This is a genomic window from Caballeronia sp. 11_S32 (assembly GCF_056930355.1).
Window position 1 is genome coordinate 182,455 of sequence record NZ_JBXOWH010000005.1, and the last position, 21,761, is coordinate 204,215.

At 63.6% G+C, this 21,761-nt stretch carries 17 protein-coding genes; 8 read left to right on the forward strand and 9 right to left on the reverse strand.

What is annotated here, in order from left to right; genetic code table 11:
* Positions 1 to 2 precede the first annotated feature (2 nt).
* The 5 genes from AC1Z32_RS35485 (at position 3) to AC1Z32_RS35505 (ending at position 6,373) form a co-directional block, all read left to right on the forward strand.
* Positions 3 to 1,166 (forward strand): glycosyltransferase family 4 protein, encoded by a 1,164-nt coding sequence (locus AC1Z32_RS35485; RefSeq protein WP_483483536.1) that lies wholly within the window; start codon positions 3 to 5, stop codon positions 1,164 to 1,166.
* On the forward strand, positions 1,166 to 2,185 hold the full coding sequence (locus AC1Z32_RS35490) for a hypothetical protein (protein ID WP_483483537.1): 1,020 nt from the start codon (positions 1,166 to 1,168) through the stop codon (positions 2,183 to 2,185). Before AC1Z32_RS35485 ends, AC1Z32_RS35490 begins: the two co-directional genes overlap by 1 nt.
* 46 nt (positions 2,186 to 2,231) lie before the next feature.
* A complete protein-coding gene (locus AC1Z32_RS35495; protein ID WP_483483538.1) occupies positions 2,232 to 3,317 on the forward strand; it encodes an EpsG family protein in 1,086 nt (361 codons plus the stop codon).
* A gap of 5 nt (positions 3,318 to 3,322) precedes the next feature.
* The gene (locus AC1Z32_RS35500; protein ID WP_483483539.1) at positions 3,323 to 4,333 is read left to right on the forward strand and encodes a polysaccharide deacetylase family protein; all 1,011 of its coding nucleotides are present in this window, start codon (positions 3,323 to 3,325) and stop codon (positions 4,331 to 4,333) included.
* A gap of 93 nt (positions 4,334 to 4,426) precedes the next feature.
* Positions 4,427 to 6,373, forward strand: a complete 1,947-nt coding sequence (locus AC1Z32_RS35505; protein ID WP_483483540.1) for an acyltransferase family protein — start codon at positions 4,427 to 4,429, stop codon at positions 6,371 to 6,373.
* 568 nt (positions 6,374 to 6,941) lie between these two features.
* On the opposite strand, the gene murJ is transcribed toward AC1Z32_RS35505, so the two are convergent.
* Positions 6,942 to 8,327, reverse strand: coding sequence for a murein biosynthesis integral membrane protein MurJ (gene murJ, locus AC1Z32_RS35510; protein WP_483483541.1), 1,386 nt, complete (start codon positions 8,325 to 8,327; stop codon positions 6,942 to 6,944).
* Positions 8,328 to 8,648: 321 nt separating this feature from the next.
* Here murJ and AC1Z32_RS35515 point away from each other — a divergent pair, with 321 nt between their 5' ends.
* Together AC1Z32_RS35515 and AC1Z32_RS35520 are read left to right on the forward strand one after the other, a co-directional pair.
* Entirely contained in the window at positions 8,649 to 9,032 is a 384-nt protein-coding gene (locus AC1Z32_RS35515; protein WP_483483542.1) for a hypothetical protein, read from the forward strand.
* Positions 9,033 to 9,546: 514 nt separating this feature from the next.
* Positions 9,547 to 10,755, forward strand: coding sequence for a glycoside hydrolase family protein (locus AC1Z32_RS35520; RefSeq protein WP_483483543.1), 1,209 nt, complete (start codon positions 9,547 to 9,549; stop codon positions 10,753 to 10,755).
* A gap of 70 nt (positions 10,756 to 10,825) precedes the next feature.
* Here the strand turns inward: AC1Z32_RS35520 and AC1Z32_RS35525 are convergent, their stop codons facing one another.
* The 3 genes from AC1Z32_RS35525 to AC1Z32_RS35535 all read right to left on the reverse strand — a co-directional run bounded on the left by AC1Z32_RS35525 (position 10,826) and on the right by AC1Z32_RS35535 (position 15,324).
* A complete protein-coding gene (locus tag AC1Z32_RS35525; RefSeq protein WP_483483544.1) occupies positions 10,826 to 12,001 on the reverse strand; it encodes a GDSL-type esterase/lipase family protein in 1,176 nt (391 codons plus the stop codon).
* Positions 12,002 to 12,326: 325 nt separating this feature from the next.
* Positions 12,327 to 14,714, reverse strand: coding sequence for a penicillin-binding protein 1A (locus AC1Z32_RS35530; protein WP_483483545.1), 2,388 nt, complete (start codon positions 14,712 to 14,714; stop codon positions 12,327 to 12,329).
* Between the two features lie 82 nt (positions 14,715 to 14,796).
* Entirely contained in the window at positions 14,797 to 15,324 is a 528-nt protein-coding gene (locus tag AC1Z32_RS35535) for an Lrp/AsnC family transcriptional regulator (RefSeq protein WP_483483546.1), read from the reverse strand.
* A gap of 153 nt (positions 15,325 to 15,477) precedes the next feature.
* Between AC1Z32_RS35535 and AC1Z32_RS35540 the strand changes: the two genes are divergently transcribed.
* Positions 15,478 to 16,494 (forward strand): 1-aminocyclopropane-1-carboxylate deaminase, encoded by a 1,017-nt coding sequence (locus AC1Z32_RS35540; RefSeq protein WP_483483547.1) that lies wholly within the window; start codon positions 15,478 to 15,480, stop codon positions 16,492 to 16,494.
* Positions 16,495 to 16,498: 4 nt separating this feature from the next.
* Here AC1Z32_RS35540 and AC1Z32_RS35545 read toward each other — a convergent pair whose 3' ends face one another.
* The 5 genes from AC1Z32_RS35545 to AC1Z32_RS35565 form a co-directional block, all read right to left on the reverse strand.
* Positions 16,499 to 17,371, reverse strand: coding sequence for a nucleotidyl transferase AbiEii/AbiGii toxin family protein (locus tag AC1Z32_RS35545; protein WP_483483548.1), 873 nt, complete (start codon positions 17,369 to 17,371; stop codon positions 16,499 to 16,501).
* Positions 17,349 to 18,362, reverse strand: coding sequence for a type IV toxin-antitoxin system AbiEi family antitoxin (locus tag AC1Z32_RS35550; protein WP_483483549.1), 1,014 nt, complete (start codon positions 18,360 to 18,362; stop codon positions 17,349 to 17,351). The genes AC1Z32_RS35545 and AC1Z32_RS35550 overlap by 23 nt, the downstream gene beginning before the upstream one ends.
* Positions 18,363 to 18,445: 83 nt before the next feature.
* Entirely contained in the window at positions 18,446 to 18,766 is a 321-nt protein-coding gene (gene ppnP / locus AC1Z32_RS35555; protein WP_014193901.1) for a pyrimidine/purine nucleoside phosphorylase, read from the reverse strand.
* Between the two features lie 102 nt (positions 18,767 to 18,868).
* The gene (locus tag AC1Z32_RS35560) at positions 18,869 to 20,191 is read right to left on the reverse strand and encodes an MFS transporter (RefSeq protein WP_483483550.1); all 1,323 of its coding nucleotides are present in this window, start codon (positions 20,189 to 20,191) and stop codon (positions 18,869 to 18,871) included.
* 76 nt (positions 20,192 to 20,267) lie between these two features.
* Positions 20,268 to 21,119 (reverse strand): class II aldolase/adducin family protein, encoded by an 852-nt coding sequence (locus tag AC1Z32_RS35565; RefSeq protein ID WP_483483551.1) that lies wholly within the window; start codon positions 21,117 to 21,119, stop codon positions 20,268 to 20,270.
* Between the last annotated feature and the right edge of the window lie 642 nt (positions 21,120 to 21,761).

The window sequence follows — 21,761 nt, forward strand, 5'->3', positions numbered from 1 at the left end:
CGATGAAAATCATGCTGGTGGTCAGTTCGATGGGAAGCGGCGGCGCGGAGCGCGTCGCGGCATCGCTCGTCAATGCGTGGGCGCAGCGCGGCGATACCGTGACGCTCGTCATCACGTACAGCGGCCGCGGCGCGTGCTTCTATCCGCTCCATGAGAACGTGCGCTGCATCTTTCTCGCGGATCGCGTGAAGGCCGGCGCGCGCATGCTGCAGTATCCCGCGCGTTTTCGGGCGCTGCGCGCGCTGATTCGCGAGAGCGCGCCGGACGTGGTCGTGTCGTTTCTCTCGAACGTGAACATCACGACGATTCTCGCCACGCGCGGGCTCGGCATTCCGGTGATCGCGAGCGAGCATATCGATCCGTCCGCCGACGGCCGCTCGCAGCTCATGAGCCGGATGTGCCGCTTCGTCTATCCGAGCGCGGACTTGCTCACGCTGCTCACGGACAACATGGAGGCGTCGTTCCGGAAGATGGTGCCGCGCGTGAAGGGCATCGAGGTGGTGCCCAATCCGCTGCCGGACGAACTGCTTCTGCTGCGCCCCGAGACCGTCGAAAAGAGCGCGCGCAGGCGGCTCGTCGCGGTGGGGCGTCTGAATACGCAGAAGCAGTTCGATTTGCTGATCGACGTATTCGCGACGCTCGCGCCGGAGTTCCCGGACTGGGACTTGTGGATCTGGGGCGAAGGCCCGGAGCGCGCGGTGCTGGAAGCGCAGGTCGCGCAGCTGAAGATGAGCGAACGCGTGCTGATGCCCGGCAAGACGACGACGCCCTGGGAAGAGATGGCGCGTTCCGATGCCTTCGTGCTGTCGTCGCGCTACGAAGGCCTGCCGATGGCGATGCTCGAAGGCATGGCGCTCGGTCTCGCGACGGTCGCGTTCGACTGCAAGAGCGGCCCGCGCGAACTGACGCGCGACGGCGAAGACGGCGTGCTCGTGCCGCCCGGCGACAAGGCGGCGCTCATCGATGCGCTGCGCCGCGTGATGTCGGACGAAGCGCTGCGCGCCGAGCTCGGACGCAAGGCGGCGGCCTCGGTGCGGCAACGCTACTCGTCGCCGGCGATCCTGCGCCAGTGGGACGGCATCTTCGCGCGGCTCGGCGCGCGCGCACGCGGCGACGAAGGCAAGAGCGCGGCTTACCCGCGCACGGTCACGGGAGAAAAGGCGTAATGGTCGACAGGCGGCGCGTGATCCACTCTCTGCTGATGGGAGCCGTGGCCGGCAGTGCGGGCGCGCTGGGACTCGACGCGCGCGCGGCGCTGAAGCGCGATGTCGTCACCGACAAGTCGTTCGGCGTGAAGGGCGATGGCAGGACCAACGACCGCGTCGCGCTGCAGACGGCCATCGACCGGTCGGTGGATCAGACGCTTTTGATCACCGGTAAATGCCGCATCGACGCAAAAGGACTGGATCTGCGCCGCGACAGCCATGTGCGCTTCGCGCCGGGCGCGTCGATCAAGCTGCTGCCGCACGACACGTCGTTCTACTCGATGTTGCGCATCTGGGACGTGAGCAACGTGTTCGTCGAGAACGCGGTGCTCGACGGCAGCAAGGAGCTGAACGCCGCCAAGCCGGAGTTGCGCGAGAACGGCCACGGCATGGGTTTTTCGATAGCGGGCAGCACGGAGGTGACGCTGATTGCGCCGAAGACGGTCGGCTGCTGGGGCGACGGCATCTATATCGCCAACAGCTACAACGTCGCGCACAAGTACAGCAGCGGCATCCGCGTGGTGAAGCATCATGCGGACCGCTGCCGCCGCCAGGGCGTGTCGATCATCAGCGGGCGCAATATCGTGTTCGAGAATCCGCTGTGGGAGAACATCGGCGGCACGCAGCCGGAAGCGGGCCTGGACGCGGAGCCGAACAGCAACGCCGACATTCTCGAGAACATTCGCATCGTCAATCCGACGACGCGCAACTGCCGGTACGGGATCATCGTCTGGCTGGAAGAGATCGTGGGGCCGGTGCCCAAGCATATCGACATCGACATCACGAATCATCGCGACGAAGGCGCGAGCGATGCCGCGTTCGCCGTGTCGTCGCTCAAGCTGAACGGGCGCATGGTGTCGGGGAAGATCGCGAGCCATTCGCCGACGTGGGTGAGCCCGCGGCTCACGACTGTCGAGAGCATCGACTATGACAAGGCGGGACCGAAGATCGTCGTCAACAACCTGAGGCTCGTGCCATGAAAGCCGCGCCTGCACACAATAACTAAAGCGGAAAAAGGCCAAAACGATGCAAGCAACGACCATGGACAACACCGCGCAGCAACGCGCACCCGCGAGGCGAGTGACCGGATTCGCGTACTTCATGACGCCCTCGGGATGGGCGTTCCTCGTGCTCGCGGCCACCGCGATTTCGATCGTCGCGTTCCGCGAGCGCAGCGTCGGGCTGATCTTCGACCAGGAAGCGTACATCCAGTACTTCCGCTCGACGGACTGGCACTGGCTCGTGCAGTTCTATCGCAACCGCGAGTCGGACTTCGGCTTTCTCGTCAGCCTCATCACCGAGGAATTGGGCTGGCGCTCGTGGGTCATTCTGCTGAATTCGTTCGGCGTGACGCCCGAGGGCGGCATCCGCACCACGGTGATCCTGCTCAATCTCATCGTGATGTATTCGCTGCTGCAGACGCGCCGCCCGCTCGTGGGGCTCGTGCTGTGGCTCGTGATTCCGTATGCGCTCGCCACGGTCGGCCTGTTTCAGATCCGCCAGGGCTTCGGGCTCGCGCTCGCGATGCTGTTCGCATTCCGCTTCAACCGGCCCACGCTCGGCATGGGACTCGCGAGCTTCGTGCACACGACCTTCGCGGTGCCCACGGCGTTCCTGCTGACCGCGAGTTTCTTCGGCGAGAAGAAGGGGCGGGCGCTCGTCGCGGTCAGCGTGGCGGCGGTCGTGCTGGCATCCGCGGCGCGGTTCCTGTTCGCGACCTACGGCGGGCGGCGCATCGACGAGTACACCGGCTATCAGGAAAACTTCACGATCAAGCTGCTCGCGCTCTTGTTCTTCTACACGATGGCGTCCGTGATGGTGCTCTACTCGACGTGGCGCTCGCCGGACACGAAGGAACAGAGCAGCCTCACGCGCCTGTCGATCATGCATGTCGGCCTGTTCGTGTATCTCATCGTCGCCTTCTTCGTGTTTCCGTTCGCGAAGGGCCGCGTCTGGTATTGCGTGCCCTTGCTGCTGCCGTTCCTCGCCCCGCAGATCAAGTTCAAGAACGCGATTGTGCTCGCGATCACCGTTGGCGTGTACGTGGCGGTCGCCGCCGACGCCACGAAGAGTTATTTCGAAGGCGTCTACCACTACTTCCTGATGCCCTGACGACGATGTCCTACTTCCTGATTTCGCTCGATTTCGAACTGATGTGGGGCGTGCGCGACCATCGCACGATCGCCACATATGGAAAGAACATCCTCGGCGTGCGCGAGGCGATTCCCGCCATGCTCGCGATGTTCACGAAGTATCGCGTGAAGGCGACGTGGGCGACGGTCGGCATGCTGCTCTTCGATAACAAGAAGGACCTGCTCGCGAACCTGCCCGACATCCGGCCGACCTACACCGATGCGAAGCTGAGCCCGTACGTGAACGGCTATATCGATTCGATCGGCGAAAACGAGAAGAGCGATCCGTACCACTACGGGCTGTCGCTCGCGCGCCAGATCGTCGACACCGAAGGCAGCGAGCTCGCGAGCCATACCTTCTGCCATTACTACTGTCTCGAAGCGGGGCAGGACAAGGCGCAATTCGCGGCGGACATGGAAGCCTCGGTCGCGTCGATCCGGCGTCTCGCCGATCCGCCCGCGAGCATCGTGTTTCCGCGCAATCAGGTGAACAACGCGTATCTCTCGGTCTGCGCGGCGCAGGGGCTCGTCGCATACCGGGGCACCGAGCGCAGCTGGATGTACCGCGAAACATCGCGCGCCGATGAAGCCGCGTTGCGGCGCGCCGCGCGTCTCGCCGATGCCTATGTCAATCTCTCGGGCGATCACGCCTTCGATCCGCGCCCTTCACGCGGCCTCGTGGACGTGCGTTCGAGCCGCTTTCTGCGCCCGTACGCGCGCAACAAGCGCGCGCTGGAGTGGCTGCGGATCCATCGGATCAAGCAGTCGATGACTTCGGCGGCGCGTACCGGAAAGTCGTTTCACCTGTGGTGGCATCCGCATAACTTCGGCGCCAATCTCGCCGAGAATCTCGCCGTGCTCGAAGCGGTGCTCAGGCACCACGCTCATCTGAGAGACACATACGGCGTGCAGCCCGCGACCATGGCAGAAGTCGCGCGGGCCACGCAGTCCGAAGAGAGCCGGCTTGCGGAGATGGAGTTCGGTCTGTTCGTTTGAAAGAAAGTTGACTCACGCGGTACGACGCGATGGCGAACGCCATCGCGGCGGGCCGTCACGCGCGCGGCACGCACGAAAAGGAGAAAGGTCGCGATGAACTTTCGTAACGATATCAACGGACTGCGCGCGTTCGCAGTCCTCGCTGTGGTCCTCTTTCACTTCGACGTGCCCGGCTTCAAGGGCGGCTTTCTCGGCGTCGACGTGTTCTTCGTGATCTCCGGCTACCTGATGACGGACATCATTTTCAGGCGGATCGCGAAGGGCAGATTCTCGGTGATCGAGTTCTACGCGGACCGCGCGAGACGCATCATCCCGGCGCTCGCGTTTCTTTGCTTCGCGCTCACGGTGTTCGGCTGGATCGTGCTTCTGCCCTCCGAGTTCCGTGCGTTCGGCAAGGCAGCGGGATCGAGCCTCGGGTTCTTCTCCAATATCGTCTACTGGCGCGAAGCGGGCTACTTCGATGTCCGCTCGCACCTGAAGTGGCTGCTGCACACGTGGTCGCTTTCGGTCGAGTGGCAGTTCTATCTGCTGTATCCGCTCGCCATTCTGCTCGTGCGCAAGCTGTTCGGGCAGCGCGGGACGGTAGTCGCGCTGATCGGCGCGGCGCTCGTGTCGTTCGCGCTGTGCGCCTATCTCTCCGATCCGACCAAGTGGCCGACGGCTGCATTCTTCCTGCTGCCGACGCGCGCCTGGGAGATGCTCGCGGGCGGTCTCGTCTGTCTGTTCCCGATTCGGCCCGGCCGGCCCGTTCGCCGGGCGATGGAGTTCGCCGGGCTCGCGATGATCATGTACGGCGCGCTCACCTTCAACGAAGACAATGCGTGGCCGGGCATGCTCGCGCTCGTGCCGGTACTGGGCACGGCGCTCGTGCTGCTCGCGGCGCGCGGCAGGTCGATCTTCACGGGCAACCGGTTCGCGCAGTTCATCGGCAGGATTTCGTATTCGGTTTATCTGTGGCACTGGCCGTTCGTCGTCGCGCTCACGTACTTCGACAAGGACGGCTCGCTGCCGTGGCGCGTGGGCGCCATCGCGGGCGGCTTCGTGATGGGCTGGCTCTCGTATGCGCTCATCGAATCGAAGACGAGAAAGCCGGCGGGCGGCGAGACGCGCGCGTTCCCGAGATTCATCACGCTGCGCCCGATGCTCGTGTTCGCGACGCTGCTCGCGATCGGCGGCGGCAGCATCTACGCGAGCCAGGGCGTGCCGGAGCGCTTCGACCGCTCGGTGTTCGTCGCCGACAGCGAGACCTACGACACGAATCCGCACCGCACGAAGTGCCACATGATGATCGATCCGTGCGATGTCGCGAGCAAGCAGAAGCAGAGCCGCGTGGTCGTGCTCGGCGACAGTCACGCGGAGGCGATCGCCGAAGCGGTCGTTGCGGCGGTGCCCAAGGGCAAGGACGGCGACGTCCTGCTGATCACGATCGAGGGCTGCCCGACGATCTACGGCATCCGCCGCGGCAACGGAGACTGCTTCGATCAGGACCGCAAGTACATCGATATCCTGAGCCGCGACGAGACGGCGAAGACGCCGGTCATCATCGCGAATCACTGGTCGCAATACTGGTCGAGCCCGGGCATGGCGGATTTCTCGTTCGTCAACCTCGACCGGCCCGGACAGATGCCCGCGCCGTTCTCGACCGAGCGTTATCGCGATCATTTGCTCTCGACCGTGTGCCGCATCGCGAAGATTCGTCCCGTCTATCTGGTGGAGCCGATTCCCGAATTCGACTTCAATGTGCCGCTGACGCTCGCGCACGAGAAAGTGAAGGACCCGAAGGCGCCGGATCTGTCGATCACGCTTTCCGATTACGTCGCGCGCAACGGCGCCTTGCTTCAGGCGATGGATCAGGCGCACGAGCAATGCGGCATCCATCTGCTCGACCCGCGCCCTTATCTGTGCCCGGACGGCAAATGCATGGGCTCGCACGATGGCCGGCCGCTCTATTCCGACTTTCATCACATGAGCGAATACGGCAATCGCTTCCTCGTGCCGATGTTCAGGCGGGTCTTCGATCAGAGCCTGGCGGGCTCGTAGCCTTCGGCTGGTGAGATTGCAAAGTGCGCGGCCTCCTTCGGGAGGCCGTGTTCGTTTTATGGGGCGTTTGAGGTCATTCGAGTTCGGCGTCGAGGAAAGGCGGCGTGGTTGCGCGTTAAACGAGGATGTTCAGGTCATTCGGATTCGGCGTCGAGGAGAGGCGGCGTGGTTGCGCGTTAGACGAGGATGTTCAGGTCGTTAGGATTCGACGTCGAGGAGAGGCGGCGTGGTTGCGCGTTAGACGAGGCTGTTCAGGTCGTTAGGATTCGGCGTCGAAGAAAGGCGGCGTGGTTGCGCGTTAGACGAGGATGTTCAGGTCGTTCGGGTTCGGCGTCGAGGAAAGGCGGACTGGTTGCGCGTTAGACGAGGCTGTTCAGGTCGTTCGGATTCAGCGTCGAGGAAAGGTGGACTGCGCGCGGATTAGACGAGGCCGTTCGGCTCGTTCGAGTTCGGTTTCGGACCAGGGAGAAAACGGCGCAACGCGCGATGAGCGAACCTCGCAAACACCGTGCGGGTGGTGAAGAGAACAGCCGGACGGGCACACCGCCCGTCCGCGCACAGGCCACGCTTACAGCGGCGTGTCCGCTCCGGCGTTCGGACCGGCGCCCGTGAAGGGCGGCGCGAAGCGCGTCCAGAAGATGTAGGACGCGAGCACGGCGATCGCGCCGATGCCGGTCGCGAGCAGCACGCCCTGCGCGCCGTAGAAGCGCACCAGGACGACGTTGCCGATGACCTTGGTCCCGAAGCCGATCAGCGAGATGACGGAGATGGCGCGATAGCGCGTCTCGCTCGCGAACAACTGCACGAGCACGCACATGCCGAAGTAGAACGGCACCTGCAGCAACCCGTAGCGGAAGAGCGTCGTGACGGCAAGGGTGTCGTCCGCCGTGAACGCGCCCTTCTGGAAGAGCAGCTTCACGACATAAGGCGCGAGCACATACGCGATGATGCTGCCGACGAGGCCGACCGTCGCCATCACGCCCGACCATTTCAGGGCCGTGCTGCGCGCGCGGGCATGATCGCCGCGATGGAGAATCTCCGCGAGGATCGGCAAGGTCGCGCGCGTGATGGCGAGCGCGCCCATGCTGAGCACGAGCGAGAGCAGACGGCTCGCGTAGCCGAGCGTCGCGATGGCGCCGTCGCCCTGCTGCGCCATGAAGTACTGGTCGAGCGGAAGCCAGAGACTCGCGACGACCGCGCCGACCGTCAGCGTGCCCATCGAGCGGATCGTCTCCGGCCACTGCTTCGCGCGCACCGAGACGCGCGGCACCGCCGACATGGTGTCGGCGCGTTTCGCCAGCACGCGCAGCCACGCGGCCTGCACCACGAAGCCGAGCGACGTGCCCACGACGAGCGGCATGATCGACGTGTCGTCGCGCGCGGCGAGCACGAAGACGAGCAGGCCGATGGCCGGCACGCATTCGAGCAACGTGTTGATGTGCCTGCCCGAAGCCTGCAGCCGCGACGACGATATGCAAATGGTGAAGGTCAGCACGCCCACCGGCGTCATGCTGATGATCATCTCGCGGCACATGTCGCGCGTCGATTCCGCGAGACTGCCCGCGACGACGTCCGCCAGATACGGCCAGAAGAGCCAGAGCAGAAGGCAGAACGCGAGACCGATGACGAGCCCCACGCCCTCCAGCTCGCCGAGAAAGCCGTTCTGCTGGGTCTTGTCTTCCCTGAGCGACACGAGCGCGGGAACGAGCAGCACGCTCAGCACGTTCGTCAGCATTGTGGGCAGCCAGGTGACGAGCGTGAGCGCGAACTGATAGGCGTCGACGGTGCCGCTGATCCCGTAGCGATACGCGATCGCCATTTCCTTCGATGCGCCGATGCACTTCCCGGCGATCACGAAGATCAGCAGAACGACGGCGCTTCTCGCGATTCGCTTGTGATCCTGATGCACGCCGCCGAAACGTCGTCTTACCGATTGCACCGCTGCGCTCAGCACTGTACTCCTCCTGCGTGGGAGCCTTACGTCGCGTGGCCCGACGTCAGGACGAACTCGTCATGCAACTCAATGCCGCGAAGGCCTGGGAGGTCTTCGCAAGTGAAGGAGCATGCATCAAAGCGGGCGGCGCGAATGTTGGCAAGGGCACCCGTCGTCTCCGATAGCGCCGCGCGTGTCACGGGCGGTCCGGATCAGCGCTCCGGAAGTCGGAATTGGAACAAATGACCGATTCCTGCGGCATGAATTTCCGCAACGGCCGTTATTCGTCTGCGGATTATCTCTTAATGTTTTGATCTGATTATTAGCAATTCCCGCGAACGCTTGTCGCAGCGTGGATGGGGAGAAAGTCTGGACACGCCTCGTATAAACCCGATAAGGGTAACCACTGTAGGGTTTTTACTTTATTCCCTGAAAAAAGTTTTAGTGCGGCACTTACAAAATCTGATTCATCGGGCGAAAGCGAGTGAAAAGATTCTCATTGGCGGTTTGCGCGAATGCAGGACCGTACAAAATGCGGAAATACCGCGTTTCGTAATAAGAATGATGAAAGAGAAAATCGTGTTATTAAATGAAATGATCGGAACGTTTGTAATCATTTCGACAGGCGGCCGCCTTGCCAGCCAAGCCTTGCGGGGCGATGCGCAGCGATCCGACACGATATTTTTGCCCGCGCTTTTTTATTCCGCGCCGCGTTTCGTCATATGAATTATTAATCGTCGTATAGAATGCTTATTCACTGCGCTTCATCCGGTTTCATATTAACAATGAACGCGGCGTAGATTATTTCACTCACGGTTTATTAAAGCGGAAAATGCAACGCTAAAAAAAGCCAAAAACGAAAAATGAAAAGTTACAAGCGTACATTCTGTAACAAGTGCGCGGTAGAAACACCTCGTAACGTTCTGTAGTATAAATAAAAGACGGTAATAACTGCCGTCGAAACCGGTTGTCTCATCGGTCCGTTCGCGGGCCCATCGAGGCACGGGGTAAATGAGTTCTTCCGGAATATCTGGTTCCTCCAATCCCGAAGTTCGTCTGTATTCGCCGAGATGCCTGTCGGAGTCGTCATGCGCGACTGCCGAGCGCTGAGCGGTGCGATCGTTTGCACCTGCTTTTTATGCGTCGGGCATCTCATCGCCCATAAAGAAACGTCGCGTGCGGCCGATGTCGCAGGAACGGGTTCACCCGTCGAAATCGCCACGACCCATTGGAAAGAATAATGTTTCCGAACAACAACCAGGCAGAAAACACCGTAGTCGACGCTCCCCTCGCAACCCGTCGCAAGCTGCTGACCTCGCTCATCGCGGGCGGCGGTGCGCTCGTGCTCGCCGCATGCGGCGGCGGCGGCGACGGTGCGACGCCTGATTCCGTCGCAGATCGCTGGAGACGACGCAACCACACGAGCGCCGATTCGACGGCTGCCGCGAGCGACGCCGCACCGGCCTCGTCGGCCAGCGCCACGACCACCGCGAGCGCGCCCGCTGCGGCGAGCTCGACCACCTCTGCCGCGGCCGACAACACCGCAGGCACCGTTTCCGCTTCGTCGTTCGGCGTGAAGGCCGACGGCAAGACCAATGACCGCGCCGCGCTGCAGGCCGCCATCGACGGCACCGTCGGCCAGATCCTCCTGATCTCGGGCCAGGTCCGCATCGACACGACCGGTCTCACGCTGCGCTCGAACAGCCACATCCGCTTCGCATCGGGCGCTTCCATCAAGCTGCTGGCGCACAACGCGGACATCTACCAGATGATTCGTATCGTCGACGTGAGCAACGTCACGGTCGAAAACGCCTACCTCGACGGCAGCAAGGAGCTGAACTCGGCGTCGGGCGGCGAGCACGGCATGGGCTTCACGATCATGGGCGCGACGAACGTGACGCTCACGTCGCCGACCACGATCAACACGTGGGGCGATGGCATCTACATCAACGACAGCCAGACGAAGAAGGGCACGCCGACGTACAACCTGCGCGTCGACAACCACAAGGCCGACGGTTGCCGCCGTCAGGGCGTGTCGATCATCTCGGGCGACACGATCACGTTCAACAGCCCGACCTGGCAAAACATCAACGGCACGGCGCCGGCGTGCGGTCTCGACTTCGAGCCGAACGACAACTCGGCCGTGTTCAAGAACATCACGATCAACAGCCCGACGACGGCGAACTGCAAGGGCGGCGGTATCAACGTGTGGTTCGGCTCGCTGGCGGGTCCGCAGCCCAAGACTGTCACCATCGCGATCACCAACCACGTCGACACGACGAGCCCGGGCGGTTCGTTCGCGGTTCAGGGTCTGTTCCTGGACGGTTACACCGTGAACGGCCAGATCAGCAGCTCGAACCCGAAGTGGAAGTACCCGCTGATCGTCGAGCAGTGGGACAACGGTGGCCCGAGCATCAACGTCACCAACCCGACGATCGTCAAGTCGTAATCGGCGACGCCATGAAAAACGCCATGCGGGAAACATTTCCGCATGGCGTTTTTTTGCTTTCTCGCGGCGCTTACTTGAACCAGTCGAGCTTCACGGAATTGGCGATGGCCTGCAGTCCCGCCTGATTCGGATGCAGATGGTCGCCGCTGTCGTACGCGCCGCGCATCGTGGCCGGGTTGGCCGGATCCCCGAGCGCCGCGGCCTGATCGAGCACGGCGTCGCATCCGCTGTCGGACGTGGCGACGAACGCGTTGACCGATTCGCGCGACGCCTCGATGTCCGGCGTCCACGAATCCACGCCCCGAAACGGCGTGAGCGTCGAGCAGATCACGCCCACGCCCGCCGCATGCGCGCTCCGGACCAGCTCGGCGAGCGCGTTGTTGAGACGGTCCGCCGACGGCGGCGCGCCGCCGATGAGGTTGTTGACCGCGTCGTCGGAAATGATCACCCACTTCACGTTGTACTGATCCAGCACGTCGCGCTTGAAGCGCCCGAGGCCCGACTCGCCCGAATCGTTCGTGAAGAAGTCGTTGCCGGAAATGCCCTGGTTCAGCACGCCGACTGTCATGCCGGACGCCTGCAGGCGCTTCGCCAGCAGGTTCGGCCAGCGGCCGTTCGTGTTCGGCGCGGATGCGGAGCCGTCCGTGATGGACGCGCCGAACGCGACCACCGCGCCCGTCGCACTGGCGTTCTGCACGACGACGTCGGTGAGGAAGTAATACGACTGCGCGCCGAGCGCGTTGACGGCGCCGCCCTTGAACTCCGGATCGGTGCTGACATCGCCCGGGGCGATATACACGTCCTGAAAGCCTTCGGCGTGACCGGTCGTTTCCATCGGCGTCTGTTGCGGCAGATAGGCGCTGACGACGATGTCCGCGAGCGCCGGCACCTGGAACGCGACAGGATCGCTCATCTCCGAGCGGCCCGGCGCGATCGTGACGAAGGTTTGCCCGTTGAAGGTGACGGGCCGGTCGCTGCCGGGCACGGTGCGCTGGCCGCTATCGCGCAACGCGACATGCACGTCGCCGATCACGAGCGGCTTGTTGCCGTACAGGTTGGAAAACTGCACGCCGGCCGCCGTGCCGCCGATGCTCGTGTGCACGATCTGCCGGATCGTCTGATTATTGAAGCCGCCGTCGCCGGTGATCATCGGCGCGGCGGACCATGTGCCGGTCCACGGCAGGGTAGCGCTGACGCTCTGCCCGAAGCTAGACGATGCGAAGGGTAGTGCGAGTGCGGTGGCCACGAGGGCTCGCCTGAGGCGAGGAAATCGCTTGTTCACTTCGTTCTCCGATACCAGCCGGGTATTGATCGGACGTTACGCAACACGCCGCGTGCGTCCTCAGGATTGGAAACTCAGCAGAACCGGCTCTTGTCCGGTTTGACTGGCGCGTGTGGCCACAGCGCGCCGGCGGGTGCGGCGAAATCTTGGGTCAGCTCGTTTCGCCTAATCGAATCGAACCATCGTTGCGGCGCGCGTTATGTGCGCGGGCGCTCATATCGGAGGAAAGGCGGGAATAGGACGGTCGTGCGGCGGCGCCATGCGGCCAGCCGCCTGCACGCGATGATCGTTACTGCTGCATGCCGGAAGCCGCTTCGGCCGGTGCCGGTGCCGGTACCGGTGCCGGTGCGGTGGCCGCGTCGCTCGCGCCTTCGCCCGGCGGCGGCAGGATCGGCGGCATCGTCGTGAAAACCGGCGCTTGCGGCGGCGCTTCGGTCACTTCCGCGACCGGCTCCGACGCCGCGCGCTTCGCGCGCACCGGACGTTGCGCCGCCGTTTGCGCCGTCTTCGGCGCGCCCGGCTTCGGCGCCTTGGAGAACGTCTCGTCGAACCAGGCGCGCACGCGCGTGACCATCGTCTGCCAGACGCCCGGCGTTTCCTGCGTGTCGAAGCGCGCGCGCGCGTCGATCAGATGCGAGCGCAGCGAGCGCTGCATGAAGTCGCCGACGATCGGCAACGCGCTGTGGGCGCCTTGCCCCCAGTAATCGCTGCGCAGCGTCACGCGGCTGTCGTTGAAGCCGACCCACGCGCCCGCCACGAGCTGCGGATGCATCAGGATGAACCAGCCGTCGGCGTTGTCCTGCGTCGTGCCGGTCTTGCCCGCGACATCCGCGCGAATGCCGAAGCGCGTGCGGATCGCCGTGCCGGTGCCGCGATTGATAACGTCGCGCATCACGTCGACGAGCTTGCGGGTCGCATCGACCGACAGCGCGCGCTCGGGCGTGCTCTCGAACTGCGCGAGCACGTCGCCGTCCTTGTTCTCGATGCGCGTGACGAGCAGCGGCTCTATATAACTACCGTCATTCGCGATGGTGCCGTACGACGACACCATTTCCTTCAGCGTGACCGGGCTCGTGCCGAGCGCGAGCGACGGCACCACGTCGAGATGGCTCTCGCGCACGCCCATGTCGCGCGCGAGCCGCGCGACGCGCCCGGGTCCGACCTGTTCCATCAGTTGCGCGGTGATGCGGTTCTTCGAGTACGCGATGCCGTCGCGCAGGCTCACCGGGCGGCCCGAGGGCGGCGAATCGTCGGTGGGACGCCAGGTTTCGGCGCCGCGCACCGGAATTTCCACGGCCTGATCGATGAACGTGTCCGTGGGCTTCGCGCCGTGCTCGAACGCCGCGCCGTAGACGAAAGGCTTGAAGGTCGAGCCGGGCTGGCGGCGCGCCTGCGCGACGTGATCGAACGGGTCCTGCGTGAAATCGCGGCTGCCGACCCACGCCTTGATCTGGCCATTGCGCGGATCGAGCGCCACGAACGCGGCCTGCACGCGCGTCTTGCTCTCGCACAGCGCCTGCATGAACGCGCGGTCCGAGCCGAGATGCTTGAGCGCATCGGGATCGGTCGCGCCGCTCGTGCGCATCGCGCGGTATTGATCCGTCTCGCGGATGAACGCATGCGCGAGGTCCGCGTTCGCGCCCGCGCAGCCGCCGCGCCCGCCCCACGCCGCGTTGGCGATCGACTGAAGCTGATTGCCCTGCCAGGCGAGCGCGTTGGTGGCCATCGTCTGCAGGCGTGAGTCGATGGTCGTGCGCACGACGAGGCCATCGGAATAAATGTTGTAGTCGTTGTCGTCGGCCCACGCGATCAGCCACTTGCGCAACTGCTGCGCGAAGTGCGGCGCGCGGCCGGGCTCTTCCGTCTGGCGCTCGAAATCGATGCGCAGCGGACGCTTTCTGAGCGCGTCGAGCTTCGCGGCCGGCAAGTGGCCGAACTTCACCATCTGCCCGAGCACGATGTTGCGCCGGTCGAGCGCGCGCTCCGGGTTGATCACCGGGTTGTAGTAGCTGTTGCCCTTCAACATGCCGATGAGCGTCGCGCTTTCGAGCACGTCGAGCTGGCCCGCGGATTTGTCGAAGTAGGTGCGCGCGGCCATTTCGATGCCGTACGCGTTGTACAGGAACGGCACCGTGTTCAGATACGTTTCGAGGATCTCGTCCTTCGAATAGACCGCTTCGATCTTGAACGCGGTGATCGCTTCCTTGAGCTTGCGCGTGAGCGTCTGCGAGCGGCCGATTTCCTCGGGATACAGATTGCGCGCAAGCTGCTGCGTGAGCGTCGAGCCGCCCTGCCGGTCGCCCGAGAACGTGCGCAGCGCCGCGCCCGCCGTGCGCCTGAAGTCGATGCCGTGATGCTCGTAGAAACGCCGGTCTTCCGTCGCGATGAGCGCGTCGATCACCTGCGGCGAGATTTCCTTCAGGCTCACCCATTCGCGATGCGTCGGCTTGAATTCGGCGAGGAGCTTGCCATCGGCGGAATAGATCTGCGCGGGCTGGTCGACCTTCGCACGGCGGATATCGCGGATGCCGGGCGTGAACGGAATCAGCACCAGCACATATATAAGAAAGAGCGCTGGCAGCAGGAGCAGCGTGCGGGGACGCAGATGCGGACGCAGCCGCAATGCCGCGCGAGCCAGAACCGCCTTGGCCAGGGCTTTGATTTCAGACGCGGTCACAACGAAACGGGATGCCCAGACATGGAAAACCCTGAATCGTAGCGTAATTTTTCAGCAAATCTTGCGCATTGTGTCTTCGGGGCTACGCCGTGCGCGTTCCGGCCGATTCGCCGATGGGGAACGCCGTCGTCGAAAGAATCTCTCGCAGCACGATGAACGTGCGGATCTGCCGCACGCCGGGCAGATACAGCAGCTTCTCGGCATGGAGACGGTTGAAGCTCTCGCTGTCGCGCGTGCGGATCAGCATGAAGAAGTCGAATTCGCCCGTCACGACGTGGCATTCCATGCAGCCGGGCACTTTCTGCGCCGCTTTCTCGAATTCGGCGAAGGAGTCCGGCGTGGAACGGTCGAGGATCACGCCGATCAGCACGAGCATGCCGGCGTCGAGCGCTTTCGGGTCGAGCAGCGCGACGGTCGCGCGGATCAATCCCGCTTCGCGCAGCCGCTCGACGCGCCGCAAACACGCGGGCGGGCTCAGGTTGACCTTCTCGGCGAGCGCGACGTTCGAGATGGATGCGTCGCGCTGAAGCTGACGCAGGATCGCGCGATCGACGCGGTCGGTCTGAGCGCTTGCCGGATGCGGCTTTGCGGCGGATGCGGTTTTTTTCATTGCGTCAACAGCGCATTTTGCAAAATAAAAGAAAGTGTCCGATTTCGGACATCATGAAACGTTAGGCCGAGCGCCTTTTTTTCGCAACCCGGACGACCACGAGAATCTCTACGATTGCGTTCATGCAGTCCCACCCTCACGAGGATGCCGATCATGAACCTGCAACGTTTTCCCCGTTATCCGCTCACCTTCGGACCGACGCCCATTCAGCCGCTCAAGCGCCTCTCCGCGCATCTCGGCGGCAAGGTCGATCTCTACGCCAAGCGCGAGGACTGCAACAGCGGCCTCGCATTCGGCGGCAACAAGACCCGCAAGCTCGAATATCTGATTCCCGAGGCGATCGCCGAAGGCTGCGACACGCTCGTATCGATCGGCGGCGTGCAGTCGAACCAGACGCGTCAGGTCGCGGCGGTCGCGGCGCACCTCGGCATGAAGTGCGTGCTCGTGCAGGAGAACTGGGTCAATTACTCCGATGCGGTGTACGACCGCGTCGGCAATATCCAGATGTCGCGGATGATGGGCGCGGACGTGCGCCTCGTCGCCGATGGCTTCGATATCGGCATCCGCAAAAGCTGGCAGGACGCGATGGAAAGCGTGCGCGCGGCGGGCGGCAAGCCGTTTCCGGTTCCCGCCGGTTGCTCCGAGCATCCGCTGGGCGGGCTCGGCTTCGTCGGCTTCGCGGAAGAAGTGCGCGCACAGGAAGCGGAACTGGGCTTCAAGTTCGATTACATCGTCGTGTGCTCGGTGACGGGCAGCACGCAGGCGGGCATGGTCGTCGGCTTCGCGGCGGATGGGCGCGCGCGGCGCGTGATCGGCATCGATGCATCGGCGAAACCGGAGCAGACGCACGAGCAGATTCTGCGCATCGCGAAGCACACGGCGGAGCTCGTCGATCTCGGGCAGGACATCACGCGCGAGGACGTGATTCTCGATACGCGCTTCGGCGGCCCGGAGTACGGCTTGCCGAACGAAGGCACGCTGGAGGCGATTCGTCTGTGCGCGCGGCTCGAAGGCGTGCTGACCGATCCCGTCTACGAAGGCAAATCGATGGACGGCATGATCCAGATGGTGCGCAACGGCGAATTCCCGGAAGGCTCGAAGGTGCTGTACGCGCATCTCGGCGGCGTGCCCGCGATCAACGCTTATAGCTACTTGTTCCGCAACGGCTGATTGTCTAGAAGGCGTCGCGGAATGCGTAAAACAACGCGGCGACGCGTTCCGACGTATCGGCTTCGAAGACCGGCATGCGCGAGCCGAGCATGTGCGCGAGAATTGGCGGCGCGGGATCGTCCGGGCGCAGGATCGCGAGAATCTGCGTGCGGATGTCGTCGTCGCCTGCAATGGCCGCCATGTCGCGGCCGAGCAGCGCCGCGCCCGCGATATCCGGATCGTGGCCGTGCCGCTCGACGAGATCGAAGGCATCGGAATAGAGGCGGTCCAGGTTGCCCGCCTGCGCGTAACGCGCCATCAGAAAGAGCAGGTCGATCGCGTCCTTGCGGTCGGCCGCGTGCCGGTCCTGCCACGCGACGATCTTGAGCATCGCCTGCGCGGGCAGCGACGCGACCGGCACGACGCAATCCTTCGCGATACGCACGGGAATCGCCGCGTCGAGCGCCTGCCGGAAGCCCGCGACGTTCATGCGCACCGACCAGTCCGGCGGCCACGCGATTTCCCCATGCTCGTCCTGCACGCCGCCGAACGGCACGATATCGAGCCATGTGCGCTCGCCGGTTTTCGGCACGCTGTAATTCAGCCGATGCGCCGAGCCTTTCGGCGCCTTGAAATTGCCCGATGCGAGCAGCGCGTGCCGCAACGCTTCGTGGCGGGTCCAGCTTTGAATCGAGATGCCGATATCGACGTCCGCGGTCGCGCGGATCGCTTCGATATCGTGGACGTGCGTGAGCAGAATGTCGCGCGCGCTCGCCCCGCCGACGAACCACGCGATGTTCGTCACATGCGACGCGGCGACGACTTCGCGCAGCATCGCGGCGGTCGATGCGACGATCGGCCGGTGCGGCAGCAGGTCAAGCGGCAAGATAGCGTTCACGCAGCATCCTGGCGGTTTCGAGATTGCGCGGGTCGCCGCTCGCGATGAGATCGGCGTAGACGATGAGCGGCGCGACGACGTTCGGCGGAAGTCCGTCGACGGGCGCAAGCGCAACGGGCGCGCGCAGGAATTCGACGTTTCCGGCGGGGTCGGGCCGCAATCGCGCCTTCATGATCCACTCGCGCGGCACGGCATCGGCGCAATAAGCGGTGACCGTCGCGGGTTTCAGATATTCGGTGAGTATCGCAGCGGCGGGCTCGCCGCCGAACTGGCATTGACCGGGCAGATCGGGAACCTCGCGCCACCAGTCGTTCGATTCCGCGCGATAGCGCCCGATGACGAGCGATTCGCGCAATTGCCGCGGATACAGCGTGACCCATTCGTCGATCAGGCGGTCCTTGTCGGCGAATTGCAGGCCGCGTCCATCGGGCCGCTCGAATATATCGCGATGATCGACGAGCGCGCGCACGGCGTTCTGCACCGTGCCATGACTCACGCCCGCATTTTGCGCGATATCGCGATAGCCGCGTTCCAATAGCGCAGGCGTGACGAGCAGGGCGAGCGTGACGCGCAGTGTGGATTTCGTCCAGGTTCTGGCGCGGCGCGCCCGGCTTTCCGCCACGCGCGGCCGGCCCGAAACGATCACGACGCTATCGCCTTCGATGAGGCTCGCGTTGCCGGCGAGATCGAGCGCATCGACGCCCAGTTCGCGGCAGGCGCGGATCATGTTCGGGGAGAGATGCGTGGTGACGAGCGTGGATTTCGCGCTGTCCAGTGTGCCGATGGCCGATAACGCGGCGTACCGGTCGATATGGTCCCGCACGACGACGGGACGCCTGAAGCGCGCACCGCCGATGCGGAACTCGATGGCGGCGTCGAAGTTACCGCGCGCCGGCGCCTTGACGCGTCGGGCGGCGAGGCCGGTCGCATCGGTGAAGGCGGCTGCGGCAGCCTCGACGAACTGCTCGATGTGATGGTCGGCGGGCGGCATTGGCGGATCGATTGTCCAATTTCAGTCAGTGTACACGAAACGTGGACAGCATGAAAAATTGGACAAACTGCTTGCCGGGACGATCAGAGATAGCTGCAGACGTAGTCGAGCGTTTCGATCACGTCGATATCGAAGCGGCTCTTGCCCGGCACCGAGAACGATTCGCCCGCGCCATACGTCTTCCATTCGTCGCTGCCATCGAGACGGATGCGGCATTGGCCGGCCTGCACTTCCATGAGCTCGGGCGCGTCGGTGCCGAAGTTGAGCGCGCCGGGCAGGATCACGCCGAGCGTCTTCTTCGTGCCGTCGGCGAAGAGAACAGTGTGCGACACGCACTTGCCGTCAAAGTAGACGTTGGCGCGTTTGATAACGGAAACCTGATCGAATTGGGTTGCGGCGGTCATGGCGGTGGTCCTTGAGTGTTTGCGAGGGATGGTCCGCCATCATACAAAAAAGGGCGAAGCGGATTTCGCCGCATCGCCCTTTTTCTGCGAGGCCCTTTCGGATCAGCGATTCACCATCCGCTTCGGCATCAGCAGCACCAGCAATCCGCCGATCGTGAGACAAGCCGCGAGCGTATAGACGCCGAGGTCGGTCGAATGCGTCTTGTCGATGATCCAGCCGATCACATACGGGCTCACGAAGCCCGCGAGGTTGCCGAACGAATTCACCACCGCCACGCCCGTCGCCGCAGCCGCGCCGGCGAGGATCGCCGTCGGCAGGCACCAGAACTGGCACAGCGTGGTCATGACGCCCATCGTGGCGATCGTGAGGCCGGTCATCGCGAGCGTGACGTTGCCGCTGCCCGCCATCACCGCCAGGATCCAGCCCACCGTGCCGATCAGACCCGGCACCGCGACGTGCCAGCGGCGTTCGCGGCGCGCATCCGAGCTGCGTCCGACGACGATCATCGAGATCGCGGCGGCCGCATACGGCAGCGTCGTCAGGAAGCCGATCATCAGCGGATCCTTCACGCCCGAGCCCTTGATGAGCGTCGGCAGCCAGAAGCCCACGCCGTACAGGCCCATGATGAAGAACAGATAGATCACGGACAGCACCCAGACCATCGGGTTCGTGAAGCCGTCCTTGAACGAGTGCGATTCGACGCCCTGCGCATCGGCCGCAACGTTGGCGGCGAGCATCTTCTTCTCGCTATCGGTGAGCCACTTCGCCTGTTCGATACCCTTGTCGAGCATGAAGATGATGACGAAGCCCAGCACGAACGAAGGAATCGCTTCGAGGAAGAAGAGCCATTGCCAGCCCGCGAAGCCGTGCGCGCCGCTCATCGCATGAAGAATCCAGCCGGACACCGGACCGCCGATCACGCCCGAGATGGGAATGCCCGTCATGAAGAGCGCGATGATCTTGCCGCGCCGCGCCGACGGATACCAGTACGTCAGATACAGAATCACGCCAGGGAACAGGCCCGCTTCGGCGAGACCGAGCAGGAAGCGCAGGATGTAGAACGTCGTGGGCGTCTGCACGAACATCATCGCGGCGGAGATGATCGCCCAGGTGATCATCACGCGCGCGATCCAGAGCCGCGCGCCGACCTTGTGCAGGATGATGTTGCTCGGCACCTCGAAGATGAAATAGCCGATGAAGAAAATGCCCGCGCCCAGCCCGTACACGGTCTCGCTGAAGCCGAGATCCTTCAGCATCTGCAGCTTGGCGAAGCCTACATTCACGCGGTCCAGATAGGCCGCGACGTAGCACAGGAACAGAAGGGGAATGAGGCGCCACGTCACTTTCGCGTAGAGCGCGGACTCCGAAGTGTGCGCGCGCTGATACTCAGGCGACGTCGGGAACGCTTGTCTCGACGTAGTCATGGGGAAGTCTCCGAATCTTATAAGGGAAATCGCCTCGCCTTTCTCCGAAGGCGAGGTATTGCTGGGAACAGGAAGATCAGTCGAACATGTCGGGCTGCGTGGCGACGAGGTCGTTCCAGATGGTCTGGAAGTGCAGCCAGCCGATGTAGTCGCTGCCGACATGCTCGCGGCTATAGCGCGCGCGGTCTTCCGGCACGAGCTTCGGCGTGATGCCCGTCGCTTCGATCATCAGCTGTTGCTGGCAGCAGCGCTCGAGCGCGATGAACCAGAACGCCGCCGAATCGATGCTGTGACGGCTCGCCGTGAGCAGGCCGTGATTCTGATGGATCGCCGCCTTCACGCCCTTGAACGCATTGGCGACCTTGTTGCCGCCCTTTACTTCGACGGCGACCTTGCCCGCCTCGTCGCCGATCACGACGTGATCTTCGAAGAACGCGCAGGCGTCCTGCGACATCGGGACGAGCGGCTTGCCGAGCGCCGCGAACGCGGTGCCGTAGACGGTATGTGCGTGGCACATCGCGACGATGTCCCGATGCTGCTCATGCACGGCGGCGTGCAGCACGAAGCCCGCGCGATTGATCGCATGATTGCCTTCGACGACATTGCCCTGATGATCCGCGCAGATGAGGTTCGAGACCTTCACTTGCGCGAAGTGAACGGCCATCGGGTTGGTCCAGTAAAGCGACGGATGCTCCGGATCGCGCACGGTGAGGTGGCCCGCGAAACCGTAATCGAAGCCTTGCAGCGCGAACGCGCGGCAAGCGGCGACGAGGCGCTCCTTCAGATACTGGCGATGTTCGGCGTGGCTCGCAAACGTCGGCAGCTCGGGGAAGATCAGGCCTTCCTGCTCCGGCTGATAAATCGAAACACGGCCCTTGAGGTCGATGGCCGTTGCGGTTTTCTCGGGGGTCTCCATGACGTCGCTCATGTTCTCGCTCCATGCGGATGAAAGTGGGTATGTGATGCATGGTGCCGCGAGCGAAGCCTGAGTACAAACGAAGGTTGTTCAAGGATGCATGAGTGCCATTCATGCTTGCGTCATGCGTGGCCGCATTGCGTCTCGGTATAGGCAATGCAACATTTTTGTCCGCTCCGCCGGTCCGGCCCCGATCGTGCCGGGTCGGGCGTACAGATCTCGGTGATTACCGCCGAGGCCCGCCACACAAGGCTCCCGGCGTGCCTGATGTAACAACGCCCGATGCGGACCGCGGGAGTATCGACCACGTTTGCAACATTTTTGACGCGCGGTCTGTTTCCACTGCGACAAGGCTTTCGCGCCCCTGATGAGCAGCGTTTTGCCTGTTGAGCGCATCGCCGGGATCTCGCGCCGACAGGGCATTCGACAGAGGAAAACGTTTGGCATTGACCTGCCCCGGACGGCGAACCATATGAAGGTCGCTTTTCACGATTGAATCAATTTTGTTCGTACTTGAGCGCACGTTCGGGGCCGTTGCAGCGGGGATCGCGCAAACCCTCACTGGTATAAGGATTGACGCGCGCTGGCATGGCTCTCGCTAATGTACGACCACGCACGAAGATCACCGCGACGCTCAACCAAAACCAACGAGCG

Coding starts and splice junctions, on each gene's coding strand:
- AC1Z32_RS35540 (WP_483483547.1), top strand. CDS start 15,478: ATGAACCTGCAACGTTTTCCCCGTTATCCGCTCACCTTCGGACCGACG.
- AC1Z32_RS35520 (WP_483483543.1), top strand. CDS start 9,547: ATGTTTCCGAACAACAACCAGGCAGAAAACACCGTAGTCGACGCTCCC.
- AC1Z32_RS35490 (WP_483483537.1), top strand. CDS start 1,166: ATGGTCGACAGGCGGCGCGTGATCCACTCTCTGCTGATGGGAGCCGTG.
- AC1Z32_RS35505 (WP_483483540.1), top strand. CDS start 4,427: ATGAACTTTCGTAACGATATCAACGGACTGCGCGCGTTCGCAGTCCTC.
- AC1Z32_RS35500 (WP_483483539.1), top strand. CDS start 3,323: ATGTCCTACTTCCTGATTTCGCTCGATTTCGAACTGATGTGGGGCGTG.
- AC1Z32_RS35560 (WP_483483550.1), bottom strand. CDS start 20,191: ATGACTACGTCGAGACAAGCGTTCCCGACGTCGCCTGAGTATCAGCGC.
- AC1Z32_RS35550 (WP_483483549.1), bottom strand. CDS start 18,362: ATGCCGCCCGCCGACCATCACATCGAGCAGTTCGTCGAGGCTGCCGCA.
- AC1Z32_RS35485 (WP_483483536.1), top strand. CDS start 3: ATGAAAATCATGCTGGTGGTCAGTTCGATGGGAAGCGGCGGCGCGGAG.
- AC1Z32_RS35565 (WP_483483551.1), bottom strand. CDS start 21,119: ATGAGCGACGTCATGGAGACCCCCGAGAAAACCGCAACGGCCATCGAC.
- AC1Z32_RS35535 (WP_483483546.1), bottom strand. CDS start 15,324: ATGAAAAAAACCGCATCCGCCGCAAAGCCGCATCCGGCAAGCGCTCAG.
- ppnP (WP_014193901.1), bottom strand. CDS start 18,766: ATGACCGCCGCAACCCAATTCGATCAGGTTTCCGTTATCAAACGCGCC.
- AC1Z32_RS35495 (WP_483483538.1), top strand. CDS start 2,232: ATGCAAGCAACGACCATGGACAACACCGCGCAGCAACGCGCACCCGCG.